Raw genomic sequence first — 16,847 nt, 5'->3', positions numbered from 1 at the left:
GTCAAGCGTTATCTGAAGGTGCATGCATATCAGCGTGATCCTACCTGTGAAGCAGGTTGGGAACGTCACGAGCGTCGGTTAGAATCGGCTGCGAATTGAAAGAAACCACAGAAAGAATAACGAAACCGGGAGCACGGTCGATGCAAAGCGGCACCATCAAACGTCAAACGATATGGGCAGCCGCAACGGTTGCGATGCTCGCGCTTCTCATCGGCGTCACATGGCGTGCCGATGCAGCGCGCATCACTCGGGTCTCGCCGCAAGGCAAGGTCGCGCAGGTCCGCCAGGTCGTCGTCAAGTTCGACGAATCGATGGTCGCGTTCGGCGCGCCCGACCTGCCCGCACCCGCGCGCATCAAGTGCAATGACGCGTCGGCGAGCGCAGGCCAGGCTCGCTGGATCGACGACAAAACCTGGGCGTGGGACTTCAATGCCGATCTGCCGCCCGGCGTCGCCTGTTCGGTCGATCTGAACGACGGACTGAAATCGTCGGCGGGCCAGGCGCTGACGGGGCCGCGCCACTACGCGTTCGAAACGGGCGGCCCGTTCGTGCAGAGCGTCGAGCCGTACGGCGGTGAAATCGAGGAAGACCAGGCATTCGTGGTGCGGCTAAACGGCCCGGCCACCGACGCATCGGTGCAGCAGCACGTGTGGTGCGAATCGAGCGGACTCGGCAACCGCATCCCCGTGAAAAACGTCGATGCCGCCACGCGCACCGAACTGCTCAAGCGCTTCCGTCTGCAGAAGGAAGCGGCGCGCGTGCTGACGCTGCAATGCCAGCAGGCGCTGCCATCCGGCACGAAAGCGCAGCTTGTCTACGGCAAGGGCGTCGCCAGTCCGAGCGGCATTGCCAACGACGTCGAGCGCCGCTTCAATTTCACGGTGCGCGAACCGTTCGCCGCGAGCTTCAGTTGCGAGCGCGAAAACGCGAAAGCGCCCTGCACGCCGCTGCGACCGCTGCGCGTGCAGTTCAACGCGCCGATCCTGCGCACCGATGCCGAGAAGATCCACATCAAAGGTCCGAATGGCGAGATCAAGCCCACCTTCTCGCCGGACGACAAAGATCCGCAAACCTCTACCGTCGAGTTCGCCGCGCCGCTGCCGGAACGCACCGACCTGATCATCGAACTGCCGGCCAATCTCAAGGACACCAGCGGCCGCGCGCTGACCAACGCCGACCTGTTCCCGCTCAAGACGGCCACCGCGCCGCTGCCGCCGCTCGCGAAGTTTTCGTCGGGCACGTTCGGCATCATCGAGCGCTATGCAGAACCCGACATGCCCGCGCTCGTGCCCGTCACGCTGCGCAACGTCGAAGCCGATCTGCACATTGCCGGACTCAATGCGGGCAACGCGCAATTCACCAAAATGCGCGTCGATGCCGATCGCGACATCCGCCGCTGGATGCGCGACGTCGACCGCTTCGACGGCTTCATCATGAGTCGCCAGTCGATCAACGAGCAGATGCCGCAACTGCTCGCGCACAATCCGCATCCCGTGATCGTGCCGCGCACGGCGGACAGCGCCGATCCTGCCGAAGACAAAAAGAATCCGCTGATCGATATCCGCTCGCTGTCGCTGCTCGCGGGTCAGCAGGATGTCGAAAAACTCGCGCTGCCGAAGGCCGATCCGAAGACGCTGCGGCCTTTCGAGGTAGTCGGCGTGCCGGTGACGAAGCCCGGCTTCTATGTGATCGAACTGGCATCGCCGGCGCTTGGCGCATCGTTGCTCGGCAAGCAGGCGCCGATGTACGTGCGTACCGCCGTGCTGGTGACGAACCTTGGCGTGCATTTCAAGCAAGGCCGCGAGAACAGCCTCGTGTGGGTCACGACACTCGACAAGGGCCAGCCCGTGCCGAACGCCGACGTACACGTGAGCGACTGCAACGGCGAAGAACTCGCCTCGGGCAAGACCGACGCGCACGGCGTGCTGACGATCAACCAGGCACTCGCCTCGCGTCATCAGTGCAAGGAAGACAGCTTCGACGGCTACTTCGTGTCGGCGCGTATCGACGATCCGAAGACGGGCCACGACATGGCTTTCGTGCGTTCCGACTGGAACCGCGGCATCGAAGCCTGGCGCTTCAACGTGCCGACGGACACCAGCATCGAGCAGACCGTGCGCGCGCATACCGTGTTCGACCGGACGCTGCTGCGCGTGGGCGAAACGGTGTCGATGAAACACATGATCCGCGTCGAGACGATGCACGGTCTGGCGTTCCCGAAGACGTACCCGACGCGCGTGACGATTCGCCATCTCGGCAGCGGACAGACATGGCACATGCCGCTCAAGTGGGCGGCCGATCACACCGCCGACTCGACCTTCGCGATTCCCGCTGCGGCGAAACTGGGCGAATACAGCGTATCGCTCGATGACGGCGATGCCAGCGCTGCATCGAACGACGACACCTCGAACAACGAAGGCGACGAAGACAGCGATTCCAGTTCGGCGATGCACAGCGATTCGTCCGGCAGCTTCCGCGTCGAAGAGTTTCGCCTGCCCGTGTTCAAAGGCACGATCGCCGTGCGCGACGAGAAAGCGCATCCCCTCGTCGCCGCGAGCGAGGCGCCCGTCACGCTGCAGATCGACTATATGTCGGGCGGCGGCGCGTCGGGTCTGCCCGTGCAGGTCTCGGCGCTGATGAAGAGCACCACGCCCGCGTTCGCCGGCACGTATCCGGAGTTCAGCTTCGCGCCGTATCGCAAGCGCAACGACGCGAACGCCTCGTCGTCGGATGACGAAGAAAGCGAACAGGCCGCCGACGGCGACACATCGAAGCTGATCGCCGACAAGGAACCCGTCACGCTCGACCGCAACGGCGCGGGCAGCATGAGTATCAAGAACCTGCCGCAAGTCGATGCGCCCAAACGACTCGCGCTCGAAGCGACATTCGCCGATCCGAACGGCGAGGTGCAGACCATCAGCGGCAACGCGACGCTATGGCCCGCCGCCGTCGTGGCGGGCGTGAAGTCGGGGCAATGGGTGTCGGTGGGCAACACGGTGCCCGTGAAGGCGCTCGCCGTCGATCTGCAAGGCAAGCCGCGCGCGGGCGTGCCGCTCGAAGTGCGCGGCATCGCGCGCATCACCATCACGTCGCGCAAGCGCATGGTCGGCGGCTTCTATGCGTACGACAACCACACCGAAACCAAAGACCTCGGCACGCTGTGCAGCGGCAAGAGCGACGATCACGGCCTGTTGACCTGCGACGCGACGCTCAAGGAAGCAGGCAACGTCGATCTCGTCGTCACGGCCAAAGACGGCGAAAACCATGCATCGACGGCGACGACGTCGGTGTGGGTCACGCGCGAGGAAGACCTGTGGTTCGGCGGCGAGAATACCGACCGCATCGACGTGCTACCCGAAAAGAGCGCGTACGAACCCGGCGAAACGGCGCGCTTCCAGGTGCGCATGCCCTTCCGCTTTGCTACGGCACTGGTTGCCGTCGAGCGTGAAGGCATCGTCGAGACGCATGTCGTGAAGCTCGACGGCAAGGATCCGACCGTCGAACTCAAGGTGAACGAAGCGTGGGGACCGAATGTGTATGTGTCGGTGCTCGCACTGCGTGGACGGGTGCGCGACGTGCCGTGGTATTCGTTCTTCACGTGGGGCTGGAAGGCACCGGTCGAATGGGCGCGCGCGTTCTGGTATGAAGGCCGCTACTACGAAGCGCCGACGCCGCTCGTCGATCTGTCGAAGCCCGCGTTCCGCTATGGACTCGCCGAAATCAAGGTCGGCACGGCGGCGCACAAGCTGGCCGTCACGGTCACGCCCGATGCGAAGTCGTACACGGTGCGCGGCAAGGCGCATGTGAAGGTGCGCGTGCAAATGCCGGGCGGCAAGCCCGCGCCTGCCGGCACGCAGATCGCCGTCGCCGCCGTCGATGAAGCCCTGCTCGAACTGATGCCGAACGATAGCTGGGACGTGCTCGATGCGATGCTGCAACGGCGTGCGTACGGCGTCGAAACGGCCACCGCGCAGATGGAAATCGTCGGACGCCGTCACTTTGGGCGCAAGGCCGTGCCTGCGGGCGGCGGTGGCGGACATAGCTCGCCGCGTGAACTGTTCGACACGCTGCTGCTGTGGAATCCGCGCGTGACGCTCGACGCCAACGGCGAAGCAACCGTCGATGTACCGCTCAACGACGCGTTGACCAGCTTCCGTATCGTCGCGATCGCGGCGGTTGGCGACGGCACCTTCGGCACGGGCAGCACGTCGATCCGCAGCACGCAGGATCTGCAGCTGATCTCCGGCCTGCCGCCTCTGGTGCGCGAAGGCGACCAGTACCGCGCGCAGTACACGCTGCGCAACACGACCACGCGCGCGATGAAGGTGGTCGTCACGCCGAACGTGCCGGGCCTGTCGCTGCCGCCGCAAACCGTCGATCTTGCCGCCGATTCGGCACGTGAAGTCGCATGGACGGTCACGCCGCCGGACGGGCTGTCGGAAGCCAATCCGGCAGCCTTGACGTGGAACGTCAGCGCGGCGGAACAAGGCGCAGCGCATGCATCGGACGCACTCAAGGTCACGCAGCGCGTCACGGCCGCGATCCCGATCACCGTACAACAGGCGACGCTCACACAAGTCGACGGTTCGTTCTCGCTGCCCGTCGCCGCGCCGCCGAACGCCACGGCCACGCAGGCAGGCGCATTGCGCGGCGGCATCGCCGTGTCCCTGCAATCGAAACTGTCGGACGGCATGCCGGGCGTACGGCGCTGGTTCGAGCGTTATCCGTATAGCTGCCTCGAACAGCAGACTTCCGTCGCACTCGGTCTGCGCGATCCGGCGCGCTGGCAAGCCGTCGTCGCGCGCATGCCCGTCTATCTCGACAAGGACGGCCTCGCGAACTACTTCCCGCCCGGCGACGACAGCGGCAACACCGGCAGCACTTCGCTCACGGCCTATCTGCTGTCCGTCACCGACGAAGCCGCGAAGCTCGATCCGCGTTTCGCCCTGCCCGACGATCTGCGCGCAAAGCTCGAAGGCGGCCTCACCAGCTTTGTCGAAGGCAAGCTGGAGCGCAACGTGTGGGCGCCGCGCAAGGATCTCGATCTGCGCAAGCTGGCTGCACTCGAAGCACTGTCGCGGCATGACGCGGCGCGCGCGAGCATGCTCGGCTCGATTGAAATCGCGCCGAACCAGTGGCCGACCTCTGCCGTGCTCGACTACTACGCGGTGCTGTCGCGCGTGAAAGACATTCCTCAACGCGATGAGAAGCTCGCGCAGGTCGAACAGATCATCCGTGCGCGGCTCACGTATCAGGGCACGCGCCTGACGTTTTCGACTGCCGACACCGACGATCTCTGGTGGCTGATGTCGGGCACGGAAACCAACGCGGCGCGCCTGGCCCTGACGTTCGTCGATCAGCCGGGCTGGAAGGACGAGATGCCGCGCCTCGTCGCGGGCATGCTGGCGTTGCAGAAGAACGGCGCATGGCAGACGACGACGGCGAACCTGTGGGGATCGATTGCCGTGCAGCGCTTCTCGCAGGTGTTCGAGAGCACGCCCGTGACGGGGCAAACGAAGCTGCAACTCGGCTCGACGGACAAGACGATCTCATGGAGTCAGCCCGCGTCCGCTGCCGCGAACTAAGCGTCGGCAACGGCCATCACGAAGACAGCCGACACACGCAGCCAGCTGTTGCCGTGGCCACCCGAAACGCGCAGCGCGCCCGTGTCTTTGACGCTGCCGCACGACGGCACGGGCAAGCCTTGGGCGACCATCGAAAGCCTCGCGGCCATCGCGCTGAAAGCGCCGTTCGCGGCCGGCTACCGGATCACGAAGACGGTCACGCCGATCGATCCCGCCGTCAACGGCGTGACCACGCGCGGCGATGTCGTGCGCGTGCATCTGGACATCGATGCGCAAACCGACATGAGCTGGGTAGTCGTCAACGATCCCGTTCCGGCGGGCGCGACGATCCTCGGCTCGGGTCTGGGCCGCGATTCGGAAGCGGCGACGGAAGGTGAAAAATCGAAGGGCGCAGCGTGGCCGGCGTTCGTCGAGCGCGGCTTCGACGGCTATCGCGCGTATTACGATTACGTGCCGAAGGGCAAGTTCTCGGTCGAATACACCGTGCGGCTGAACAACGTCGGCACCTTCGGCCTGCCGCCGACACGTGTCGAAGCGCTCTATGCGCCGTCCACGTTCGGCGTGCTGCCGAATGCGCCTGTCGTCGTAAAACCGGCAGCGGCTGCGAAGTAAGAAGGAACACGCGATGCGTGAGAGGACGAACGCGAGCACGAATGCGATGACACGCCAGCCGCAGCGCTGGCGCGTCGCGTTCGCGCGCGCCGCGCTGTGTGTGACGTTGCTCGCTGAGCCGCTCGCTGCGCACGCACTGCCGAGCTTCGACGACGTGCATACGCAGTGGCGCAGTTCCGACTGGCTGCTGCTGTCGCGCGACGGCGTGCCGCTGCAGCGCACGCGTATCGACAGGACCGAACGGCGCGGCGACTGGGTTGCACTTGCCGATGTGTCGCCGGCATTGCGCGAAGCGATCGTCGTCTCGGAAGACAAGCGCTTTTACGACCATAGCGGCGTGGACTGGCGCGGCGCGGCAGCCGCCGCGTGGGCAAACCTGTGGAATACGCGCACGCGCGGCGCATCGACCGTCACGATGCAACTCACGGGTCTGCTCAACGACGATCCACAGCATTCAGGACAACGCTCGATCACGCAAAAAGCGAATCAGGCAGTCAGCGCGCTGTGGCTCGAACGCACGTGGCGCAAGGATCAGATTCTCGAAGCGTACCTGAACCTCGTGCCCTTTCGCGGCGAGACGATCGGCCTGTCCGCGCTATCGATCACGCTGTTCGGCAAGGCGCCTTCCGGTCTCGACGAGCGTGAAGCGGCCGTTGCCGCTGCGCTGATCCGCGCGCCGAACGCGCCCTATGCGAAGGTCAGCGAGCGTGCCTGCCGCATCCTGCGCGACATGAAAGCGCCCGACGGCTGTACGAATCTGCCCGCGTTCGTGCAGCTTGCGTTCGCGCGCCCTGCTCCCGCTTTGCTGTCCGTCACGCCCGATGCACCGACGCTCGCGCCGCATTTCGCGCGGCGCATCGCGAGCGAAACGCATCCGGCAGCGGGCGCGCGCGTGACGAGCACGCTCGACGCAAAGCTTCAGCGCTTCGCCAGCGAGACACTCACGCGCACGCTGATCGAACTCAACGCGCCGGCGCATCCACGCAACGTGCACGACGGTGCAGTCGTCGTGCTCGACAATGCGACGGGCGACGTGCTCGCCTGGGTCGGCTCGTCGGGCGGACTGTCGGGCGCGCGCGATGTCGACGCCGTGCTCGCGCGCCGCCAGGCGGGCTCGACGCTCAAGCCCTTCCTGTACGCCCAGGCCATCGACGAACGGCGGCTGACGACAGCGTCGCTGCTCGACGATGCACCGCTCGATCTGTCGGCGGGTGGCGGCCTGTATATACCTCAAAACTACGACAAGGACTTCAAGGGCTGGGTCAGCGTGCGCACGGCACTCGGTTCGTCGCTAAACGTGCCCGCCGTGCGCACGCTCGTGATGGTCACGCCGCATCGCTTTGCGAAGACCCTCACGGCGCTCGGCCTGCCGCTCGATCAAAGCGGCGATTACTATGGCTTTTCGCTCGCGCTCGGCAGCGCGGACGTGACGCTGCTGTCGTTGACCAATGCGTATCGCGCGCTCGCCAACGGCGGCGTCAGCTCACCGACGCTCGATATGCCTCGTCGCGCGCCGCCTGCAACACTTTCGCAACAGCGTGTGTTCAGCGTGGACGCGAGCTACATCATCACGACCGTGCTGTCGGACAACAATGCGCGCACGCGCACCTTCGGCTTCGACAGTCCGCTCGCGACGCGCTTCTTCTCGGCGGTCAAGACGGGCACCAGCAAGGATATGCGCGACAACTGGACGATCGGCTTCACGTCGCGCTATACGGTCGGCGTGTGGGTCGGCAATGCCGACGGCCAGCCGATGTGGGACGTGTCCGGCGTCACGGGCGCGGCGCCCATCTGGGCCGCCGTGGTGGGTTATCTGCATCGCCAGATGCCGAGCGTGGCACCGCACGCGCCCAAGGGTGTGGTGCAAACGCGCGTGGCATTCGACGGCAATATCGAACCTGCGCGCAACGAGTGGTTCGTCAACGGCACGCAAATGGCGCACATCGGGCTTGCTGCCACGGCCCATTCCGCAGACAACGCAACTATCGCAAACCCAGCAAATCACGCCGCGCGGCCTGCGCCGACCGCGCGTGCATCCGGCAAGCCAACGGCATCGCCGTCGAACGCCGCACCGCGCATCGGCACGCCCACGGACGGTACGCTGTTTGCGCTCGATCCCGACATTCCCGCTGCACGCCAGCGCATCGTGTTCGAACGCGCAAGCGGCTCGTCCGGAAGCAGCACCTGGCGGCTCGACGGCAAGCCGCTTGGCCGCGAAGAACGTGTTTTATGGCTGCCGTGGCCCGGCCGCCACGTGCTCGAACTCGTCAATACAGATGGGTCGAGCGCCGACTCGGTGCACTTCGAAGTGCGCGGCGCAGCGGTGCGTGAGGCCGTGCCGCCGCGCGCCCACAAGCCGGCAGCGGCACGCGGCGACACGACGCCGCAACCGCCTTCAACGCCGCTGACATCCACGCAGCAAGAGCGCACAACGAACGGGCAAAAGCTTTAAATTTGGTGAGGCTGGATTGTGTTGTCACGATTCGACCGGTATAAATCGGCGAATTCGCGGCCAAATCGCGCTTGATTCGCGCCTGGTTCGCGGCCAGTTCTCACATCGTGACGCGCCGATCGGTCAAAGAGGACAGTAAATTGTCCTATGCTTGAACGCAGTGCTTGCTCAAATGAAAGCGTCGTCCGTTCCCGGCTACCTGTTTGCCCTCAATGGAGTGATTGCCATGTTGAAAAAGCTGTTGATGCTGTTCACCGCGCTGGTTCTGTCGCTGTCGGCGGGATTCGCGGCCGCCGTCGAAGTCAATTCCGCCGATCAGGCCGCGCTCGAATCGGTCAAGGGTATCGGCCCTGTCCATGCGAAGGCGATCATCGACGAACGCGCGAAAAATGGCCCGTTCAAGGACGCCGACGATCTCGCCAACCGGGTCAAAGGCATTGGCCAGAAATCGGTGAAGAATCTCGAAGCAGCGGGCCTGACGATCAACGGCTCGTCCGCGCCGCCGACGGGCGCACCCGCCAAATCCACGGGCAGCACGATGTCGAAGTCCACGCCCGCGCCTGCCGCGACCACGGCACAGACGCCGGCGCCTGCTGCGCCCGCCGATGCCGCATCGGGTGGCAAAACATCGAAGTCGAAGAAGAAGAGCAAAGCTGATGCGGCGGCATCGGCGCCCGCTGCGATGGCGGCGTCCGCGCCCGCCATGGCGTCGGACACGACCGCTTCGAAGTCGAAGAAATCGAAGAAGAGCAAGGCTGCGTCTGCTGCATCGGGCGCATAAGGACGCGCGATCCATCAGCGTTCAGTGGCCGTATTGCCTCACGCTTCATGGTGTCAATTGGTGCCGCGCGTCGCGCGGCGTTTCGTTCCCTGCCGGCGCACGCCATACGCGCGTCGCACCGGCTTCACAAGAGAGATTGTCATGAGCCTACTCGACACCCTCGGTTCCATGCTCGGCGGCGGCCAGTCGCCTGAAGGCGGCGGTGGCCAGGCAGCGCTGATTTCCACGGCGCTCGAATTCATCAACAACCAGCCCGGCGGCCTGAACGGTCTGATCCAGCGCTTCCAGCAAAACGGCGCGGGCGAGATCATCAGTTCGTGGGTCGGCAATGGTGAAAATCAGCCGATCGCCGCCGATACGCTGCACAACGTGCTCGGCTCCGAAGCCGTCAGCAGCATGGCAGCGAAGGCCGGCGTCGATCCGTCGATGGTGACGGGCCTTTTGTCGCAAGTGTTGCCGCACGTGGTCAACGCGGCGACGCCGAACGGCGAAGTCCCCGCCGATGGCAAGGTCGATGCAGGTGGCATGTCGGGCGCACTGGGCGCACTCGGCCAGATCGCAGGCCTGTTCGGCAACAAGAACGCCTGAGCGTAGTCAAGCGGCAAGTTCGACGTGCGCGGCGCCAGCCGGACCGCGCATGAAAAAAGGGCAACGAATTGCTTCGTTGCCCTTTCTGCTTTTTGAGCGGAACGGATTCATCGCTATCCGATGCATCCGTTCCCGTGACGCATGCGTCTTAATGCACGACGCGTTCGAACACCAGCTTGCCGTTCTCCACCTCGACGGGGATCACGTCCTTCGGACCGAACTTGCCCGCCAGGATCAGCTTGGCGACCGGGTTCTCGATCTCCTGCTGAATCGCGCGCTTCAAAGGCCGCGCGCCGAACAGCGGGTCGTAGCCGACCTTGCCGATCAGTTCCAGCGCCGCATCCGACACGACCAGTTGCATGTCGAGCTTCGCGAGCCGCTCGTGTACGCGTTCCAGCTGGATCTTCGCGATCGACTGGATGTTCGACCGGTCGAGTGCATGGAACACGACGACATCGTCGATCCGGTTGAGGAATTCCGGCCGGAAATGCAGCTTCACTTCTTCCCAGACGGCATCCTTCACCGTTTCCTCAGGCTGGCCGACCATCGACTGGATCACCTGCGAACCGAGGTTCGAGGTCATCACGATCACCGTGTTCTTGAAGTCCACGGTGCGGCCCTGGCCATCCGTCATACGACCGTCGTCGAGCACCTGCAGCAGCACGTTGAAGACGTCCGGGTGCGCCTTCTCGATTTCGTCGAGCAGGATCACGCTGTACGGCTTGCGGCGAACCGCTTCCGTCAGATAGCCGCCCTCTTCGTAACCGACGTAGCCCGGTGGCGCACCGATCAGACGCGCGACGCTATGCTTCTCCATGAACTCGCTCATGTCGATACGGATCAGGTGATCTTCCGCGTCGAACAGGAAGGCCGCGAGCGCCTTGCACAGTTCGGTCTTGCCGACACCCGTCGGCCCGAGGAACAGGAACGAGCCATACGGACGGTTCGGGTCCGACAGACCGGCGCGCGAACGTCGGATCGCGTCCGCGACGGCGGTGATCGCTTCATCCTGACCGACCACGCGCTCATGCAGCTTCTCTTCGATCTGCAGCAGCTTTTCGCGCTCGCCCTGCATCATCCGCGACACGGGAATGCCCGTTGAGCGCGACACGACTTCCGCGATTTCTTCCGCGCCGACCTGCGTGCGCAACAGACGCGGACGCGTCGGATTACTCTGCTCTTCCGCTTCGGCCTTGGTGACCGCCTTCAGTTGCTGATCGAGTTGCGGCAGCTTGCCGTATTGCAGTTCGGCAACCTTCTCCAGCTTGCCTTCGCGCTGCAGACGCGTGATTTCCGCACGCGTCTTCTCGATCTCTTCCTTCAGCTGCGCGCTACCCTGCACGGCCGCTTTTTCCGCCGTCCAGATTTCTTCGAGATCCGAATATTCGCGGTCGAGCCGCTCGATTTCTTCCTCGATCAGTTGCAGACGCTTCTGCGACGCTTCGTCCTTCTCTTTCTTGACGGCTTCGCGTTCGATCTTCAACTGGATGCGGCGGCGATCGAGACGGTCCATCTCCTCGGGCTTCGAGTCGATTTCCATCTTGATCTTCGACGCGGCTTCGTCGATCAGATCGATGGCCTTGTCCGGCAGGAAGCGGTCGGTGATATAGCGGTGCGACAGTTCCGCCGCCGCGACAATGGCCGGGTCGGTAATGTCGACGCCGTGGTGCAGCTCATAGCGCTCCTGCAAGCCGCGCAGGATCGCGATGGTTGCCTCGACGCTCGGCTCATCGACGAGCACTTTCTGGAAGCGGCGCTCCAGCGCGGCATCCTTTTCGATGTACTTGCGATATTCGTCGAGCGTGGTCGCGCCGACGCAATGCAGTTCACCACGCGACAGCGCCGGCTTGAGCATGTTGCCCGCATCCATCGCGCCTTCGGCCTTGCCTGCGCCAACCATCGTATGAATTTCGTCGATGAAGACGATGGTCTGGCCTTCGTCCTTCGCGATGTCGTTCAACACGGCCTTCAGGCGCTCTTCGAACTCGCCGCGATACTTCGCGCCCGCCAGCAGCGCAGCCATGTCGAGCGACAGCACGCGCTTGCCCTTGAGCGTCTCCGGCACTTCGCCGTTGACGATACGCTGCGCGAGACCTTCCACGATGGCCGTCTTGCCCACGCCCGGCTCGCCGATCAGCACCGGGTTGTTCTTGGTGCGGCGTTGCAGGATCTGGATCGAACGGCGGATTTCGTCGTCGCGCCCGATCACGGGGTCGAGCTTGCCCGCACGGGCGCGCTCGGTCAGGTCGACCGTGTACTTCTTCAGCGCTTCGCGCTGGCTTTCGGCGTCCTGGCTATGCACCTGCGCGCCGCCGCGCACGGCCACGATGGCCGCTTCGAGCGACTTGCGCGACAAGCCATGTTCACGCGCGAGGCGACCCGCTTCGCTTTTGTCGTCGGCGATGGCGAGCAGGAACATTTCGCTCGCGATGTACGTGTCGTTGATCTTCTGCGCTTCCTTGTCGGCCTGATTCAGCAGGCCCGTGAGATCGCGGCCGATCTGCACGTTGCCGTCCGTGCCCTGCACTTGCGGCAAGCGGGTAATGGCGTCGTTCAACGCAGTTTGCAGCGCCTGAACGTGGACGCCGGCGCGCGCCAATAGCGAGCGCGCCGAGCCGTCCTGCTGCGCGACGAGTGCCGCCAGCAGGTGAACCGGCTCGATGTACTGATTGTCATGACCGACGGCAAGGCTTTGCGCGTCGGATAACGCTTCCTGGAATTTAGTGGTGAGTTTGTCGACTCTCATCTACGGAGACCTCCAATTTCGATTACCACCAAAATGAGGCGTTTTCTGCCGGTTTCAAGCGTTTTTTTGCATCAGGGAGAGAGAATTTACACAACTTTCGCACGAGCGTGCGGAGATCACGAGACGCGACTGGGACGTCGATTGACTAGCGGAGTGTAGCCCGGCAAGAAATCGGGCGAAAGCGAGGGGAAGGCGCGCCGAAGGACGCGCGAGCCGCGCACCGCGCATACCAGCCGGCACTGGGCTGGGCGCGCCGTTCTGGTCACGTCGCGCGGCCGGGCGACGGTCGCTGCACGTCGGCAGCGCCGTCGGCGATCCTGCTGCGACCAGCCCGGACGGCCGCCCTCCGACGCGCTTCTTTCAGGTGCCGGTCGATACGACAGGCACGATCGGCACGATCGTCGCCGACGGCTTCAGGCCGAGCAGCGACATCAACGGCGACGCCGGCTCGGCGATGTCGCGGATCGTATAACTGTCGAGTTCACGGAAGAAGGCGGCACGCGCCGATTCGAAAATGTTCTTCAGGCGGCATTGCGACTGAATGACACATTCGCGGTGGGCGCCGCTCGCGTCGGAGCCGTTGAAGCAGGCGACGAGCGCAAAGTCGTGCTCGGCGGCCCTGACCACTTCGCCGACGGTGAGCGCCGACGAATGTTCGAACAGCCTCAGGCCGCCGTTCCGGCCACGTACGGTCTCGACCCAGCCAAGTTCGGCCAGGCGCTGAACCACCTTCATCAGATGGTTCTTCGATATGCCATAGGCGTCTGAGATGTCTTGTATCGTTGCAAGTCCTTCGGAACGGACCGCGAGGTAAAGCAGCACGCGCAGTGAGTAATCGGTATAGTCTGTCAGTCTCATTGAAAGGCAAATCGCGGACGGAGCAGCGTGCGGAATGTTCACGCCGGCTCCACTAACGCCGGTAATGCTTACGCGCAATAACATGCTGGCTGGCCACTTCTTATTGCCGCGTTTTTATATCGTTATTTCGCGTAACTATAAACGCTAACTTTCGTTTTAAGCGCATTTTTTCTTAATTTAGATCGACCGCGTCTAAACGTTTGCGACCACGGGTTTACCGCGACTCACTTTTGTTCCACATATGAAGTCCGATATTTCTTCCGATATTCCCGCTGGCACCCCGCTGGCGGTGCGTCACGCCGAACCCACCGAGGACAACATCCGCGAGCTCGTCTACGCGTTCTACGATCGCGTGCGCGCCGACCCGCTGCTCGGCCCCGCCTTCGAGCAGAAGCTCGCGGGGCGCTGGGACGAGCATCTGCCGAAGATGTGCGTGTTTTGGGGATCGCTCACGCTGGGCGCCAAACAGTATCGCGGCAACGTGCAGCAGGCCCACATGCCGCTGGCGGGCCTCGAGCCGCGGCACTTCAGCCGCTGGCTGTTTCTGTTCCTGGACACGGTTGAGTCACGCTACGAACCCGCCGCCGCCGTGCGCTTCATGGAACCCGCGCTGCGTATCGCGCAGAGCCTGCAACTGAGCAAGTTCGGCTGGGACTATCAGATTCCCGCCGAGCAACAGGCCTTGCTGGAGCGAGTCGCGCCCCGCCGCCGCTCGCGCGAAGCACATGCCGCCGAACATGCCCGTCCGCGCGGTGAACCATTTCCCGCGAAAATCATCGGTAAATCACACGACGGCGAATAAACTGAGCAATTGGTCAGGATTTAACAATTGCGATTGACGTTGCGAAGATTTCTGTAACGATTCGGGGAATCGCGATTTAACAATTCGAAGCCGGAATAAGGTCGCCGCGTTATTTTTTGAAACGTTCAGCGAATAACGGTTAATCCGTTTTCGAATTCAGCGATTCGAGACCCCAGCGTGCGAGCGCCTCATCGTCCGTCACGCGCGCATCGACCCAGCGCTCGCCGTTTTCCGTTTTCTCTTTCTTCCAGAACGGCGCCTGGGTTTTCAGGTAGTCCATCACGAACTCGCAGGATGCAAAGGCGTTCCCGCGATGCTTCGAGGTAGTCGCGACCAGCACGATCTGGTCGAGCGGCAGCAGCTTGCCCACACGATGCACGATCAGCACTTCGGTGCCAGGCCAGCGCTCCCGCGCGGCTTCGACGATCGCCTCCAGCGACTTCTCCGTCATGCCCGGATAGTGCTCGAGCTCCATTGTCTCGACGGTTTCGCCCTCGTTGATGTCGCGCACCGTGCCGACGAAGCACGCAACGGCGCCCACCTTGGGGTTCTGCGCGCGCAGTGCGGCCACTTCGGTCGACAGATCGAAGTCTTCCGTCTGAACCCGGACTGTCATGGCTGGTTTCCTCGCTGGCTGGCTCAGCCGCCCGTGACGGGCGGGAAGAAGGCGACTTCGCAGCCGTCGGTGACGCGCGTGCCGGCGTCCGTCATCACGTGATTGCCGGCCATGCGCAGCGCGCGGCCTTCCGCGAGCGTTTCGGCCCACACGCCGCCGCGCACGCGCAGCCACGCGCGCACATCGCCGACGGTGGCGATGCCTTCGGGCAGATCCACGGATTCGTCGGACCGGCCGAGCGCTTCACGCACGCTCGCAAAATATTTCAGCTGGATCTTCATGTTCGATACGTGTTCAGTCAGGGACGCGGTACGGCCGGGTTCAGTTCAGCAACTCGGAAAACGGGATGAAGCGCACGGTTTCGCCGGCGCTGATCGCGTGATTGGGCGGATTATCGATCAGGCCATCACCCCAGACCGTCGAGGTCAACACGGCCGAACTCTGGTTCGGGAACAGATCGAGGCCGCCCGCCGCATTGACGCGGGCGCGCAGAAATTCGTTGCGTCGGTCGCCCTTTTGCTGCGTGAAATCGGCACGCAACGACAGCGCACGCGGCGTCACGGTACGCACACCGGCGAGGCGCAGCAGAAACGGGCGCACGAACAGCAGGAAGGTGACGAAAGTCGACACGGGGTTGCCCGGCAAGCCGATGAAAAACGTTTCCTGCGCGCTCGCGCCCTGGGCATCCGGCTGCGAATCACGGCGGATCGCGCCGAACGCGAGCGGCTTGCCCGGTTTCATCGCGATCTGCCACATCGACAGACGCCCTTCCGCCTCGACGGCGGGCTTCACGTGATCTTCTTCGCCCACCGACACGCCGCCGCAGGTCAGGATAAGATCGTGCGCCTGCGCCGCGTCGCGCAGGGTCTGGCGGGTCGCATCGAGCTTGTCGGGCACGATGCCGTAGTCGGTGACGTCGCAGCCGAGTTTCTGCAGCAGGCCGGTCAGCGTGAATCGGTTCGAATTGTAGATGGCGCCCGGTTTGAGCGGCTCGCCGGGCATGGTCAGTTCGTCGCCGGTGAAGAACCCGGCGACCTTGACGCGCCGCACCACGTCCAGCTGCGCGCAGCCGACGGACGCCGCCAGACCGAGCGCCTGCGGCGTGAGCCGCGTACCCGCCGGCAGGATGGTCGCGCCCTTGCGGATGTCGGCGCCCTGCTGGGTGATCCACTCACCGGCTTTGGGCGTATGGAGGATCGTCACTTCGTCGCCCGCGGCTTCCGCCTGTTCCTGCATCACGATGGCGTCGGCGCCGGGCGGCACGGTGGCGCCCGTAAAGATGCGCGCGGCCGTGCCTTCGGCGAGCGGCTGCGGGGCGTGACCGGCCGGAATGCGCTGAGAGACGGGCAGACGCCGCTCGCCTTGCGACAGTTCCGCGATCCGCACGGCGTAGCCGTCCATCGAACTCGTGTTCATCGGTGGCACGTCGAGTGGCGAGACCACATCGGTGGCGAGCACCCGGTTGGTAGCTTCCAGGGTCGGAAGCGTCTCGGTGCCGTCGATTTGCCGGGCCGCGCCGAGGAGTGTCGCGAGTGCGTCGGCTGTCGAGAGCATGGGAGCGCGCGGCGTGGGCTGCGCAGGTGATGCCGGGGGCGTGGGCGTGGACATCGATCGTCGAAGAAGCGATTCGGAAAGATTGATTGTAACGGGGGTGGCCGACTGGTGTGGTCGGCGGTTTTTTATGTTGGGGGGTGGTTGTGGTTATGTGGGGGCATCCGCGGTTTGTTACTGGTCTGCTAGTGTTGCCCCTGTGCGGGGCGGCACCTACTTTTCTTTGCCGCCGCTAACAAAAGTAGGCAAAAGAAAG

Annotated in this window: 9 protein-coding genes and 1 pseudogene; 5 read left to right on the top strand and 5 right to left on the bottom strand. The window is 64.1% G+C overall.

Annotated elements, in window-relative coordinates; all coding sequences use genetic code 11:
- Positions 1-140: 140 nt before the first annotated feature.
- From DK391_RS32750 to DK391_RS32735, 4 genes and pseudogenes are all read left to right on the top strand, one after another.
- Positions 141-6,197: pseudogene (locus tag DK391_RS32750) on the top strand (MG2 domain-containing protein).
- Between the two features lie 46 nt (positions 6,198-6,243).
- The gene (gene pbpC / locus DK391_RS32745) at positions 6,244-8,649 is read left to right on the top strand and encodes a penicillin-binding protein 1C (RefSeq protein ID WP_204117486.1); all 2,406 of its coding nucleotides are present in this window, start codon (positions 6,244-6,246) and stop codon (positions 8,647-8,649) included.
- A 226-nt stretch (positions 8,650-8,875) separates the two neighbouring features.
- Positions 8,876-9,430, top strand: a complete 555-nt coding sequence (locus tag DK391_RS32740) for a helix-hairpin-helix domain-containing protein (RefSeq protein ID WP_109482175.1) — start codon at positions 8,876-8,878, stop codon at positions 9,428-9,430.
- 141 nt (positions 9,431-9,571) lie between these two features.
- Complete coding sequence (locus DK391_RS32735; RefSeq protein WP_109482153.1) at positions 9,572-10,018, top strand: YidB family protein; 447 nt, start codon at positions 9,572-9,574, stop codon at positions 10,016-10,018.
- Between the two features lie 148 nt (positions 10,019-10,166).
- Here DK391_RS32735 and clpB read toward each other — a convergent pair whose 3' ends face one another.
- Positions 10,167-12,764: an ATP-dependent chaperone ClpB gene (gene clpB / locus DK391_RS32730; RefSeq protein WP_109482152.1), complete on the bottom strand. Its 2,598-nt coding sequence runs from the start codon at positions 12,762-12,764 to the stop codon at positions 10,167-10,169.
- A gap of 360 nt (positions 12,765-13,124) precedes the next feature.
- Positions 13,125-13,622, bottom strand: coding sequence for an Rrf2 family transcriptional regulator (locus tag DK391_RS32725; protein WP_109482151.1), 498 nt, complete (start codon positions 13,620-13,622; stop codon positions 13,125-13,127).
- A gap of 241 nt (positions 13,623-13,863) precedes the next feature.
- On the opposite strand from DK391_RS32725, the gene DK391_RS32720 reads away from it, so the two are divergent.
- Complete coding sequence (locus DK391_RS32720) at positions 13,864-14,424, top strand: group III truncated hemoglobin (protein ID WP_109482150.1); 561 nt, start codon at positions 13,864-13,866, stop codon at positions 14,422-14,424.
- 139 nt (positions 14,425-14,563) lie between these two features.
- Here the strand turns inward: DK391_RS32720 and moaE are convergent, their stop codons facing one another.
- From moaE to glp, 3 genes are read right to left on the bottom strand one after another with little or no spacing between them, the layout of a single operon-like run.
- Positions 14,564-15,040 carry a molybdopterin synthase catalytic subunit MoaE gene (moaE, locus tag DK391_RS32715; RefSeq protein ID WP_109482149.1) on the bottom strand — a complete coding sequence of 159 codons (477 nt, stop codon included), beginning with the start codon at positions 15,038-15,040 and terminating at the stop codon, positions 14,564-14,566.
- Between the two features lie 23 nt (positions 15,041-15,063).
- Entirely contained in the window at positions 15,064-15,321 is a 258-nt protein-coding gene (moaD, locus tag DK391_RS32710; RefSeq protein WP_109482148.1) for a molybdopterin converting factor subunit 1, read from the bottom strand.
- 40 nt (positions 15,322-15,361) lie between these two features.
- Entirely contained in the window at positions 15,362-16,594 is a 1,233-nt protein-coding gene (glp, locus tag DK391_RS32705; RefSeq protein ID WP_109482147.1) for a gephyrin-like molybdotransferase Glp, read from the bottom strand.
- Positions 16,595-16,847: the final 253 nt, after the last annotated feature.

It is taken from the genome of Paraburkholderia sp. C35, assembly GCF_003121405.1.
Lineage (GTDB): Bacteria > Pseudomonadota > Gammaproteobacteria > Burkholderiales > Burkholderiaceae > Paraburkholderia.
This window is presented reverse-complemented; position numbering and strand designations above follow the sequence as displayed.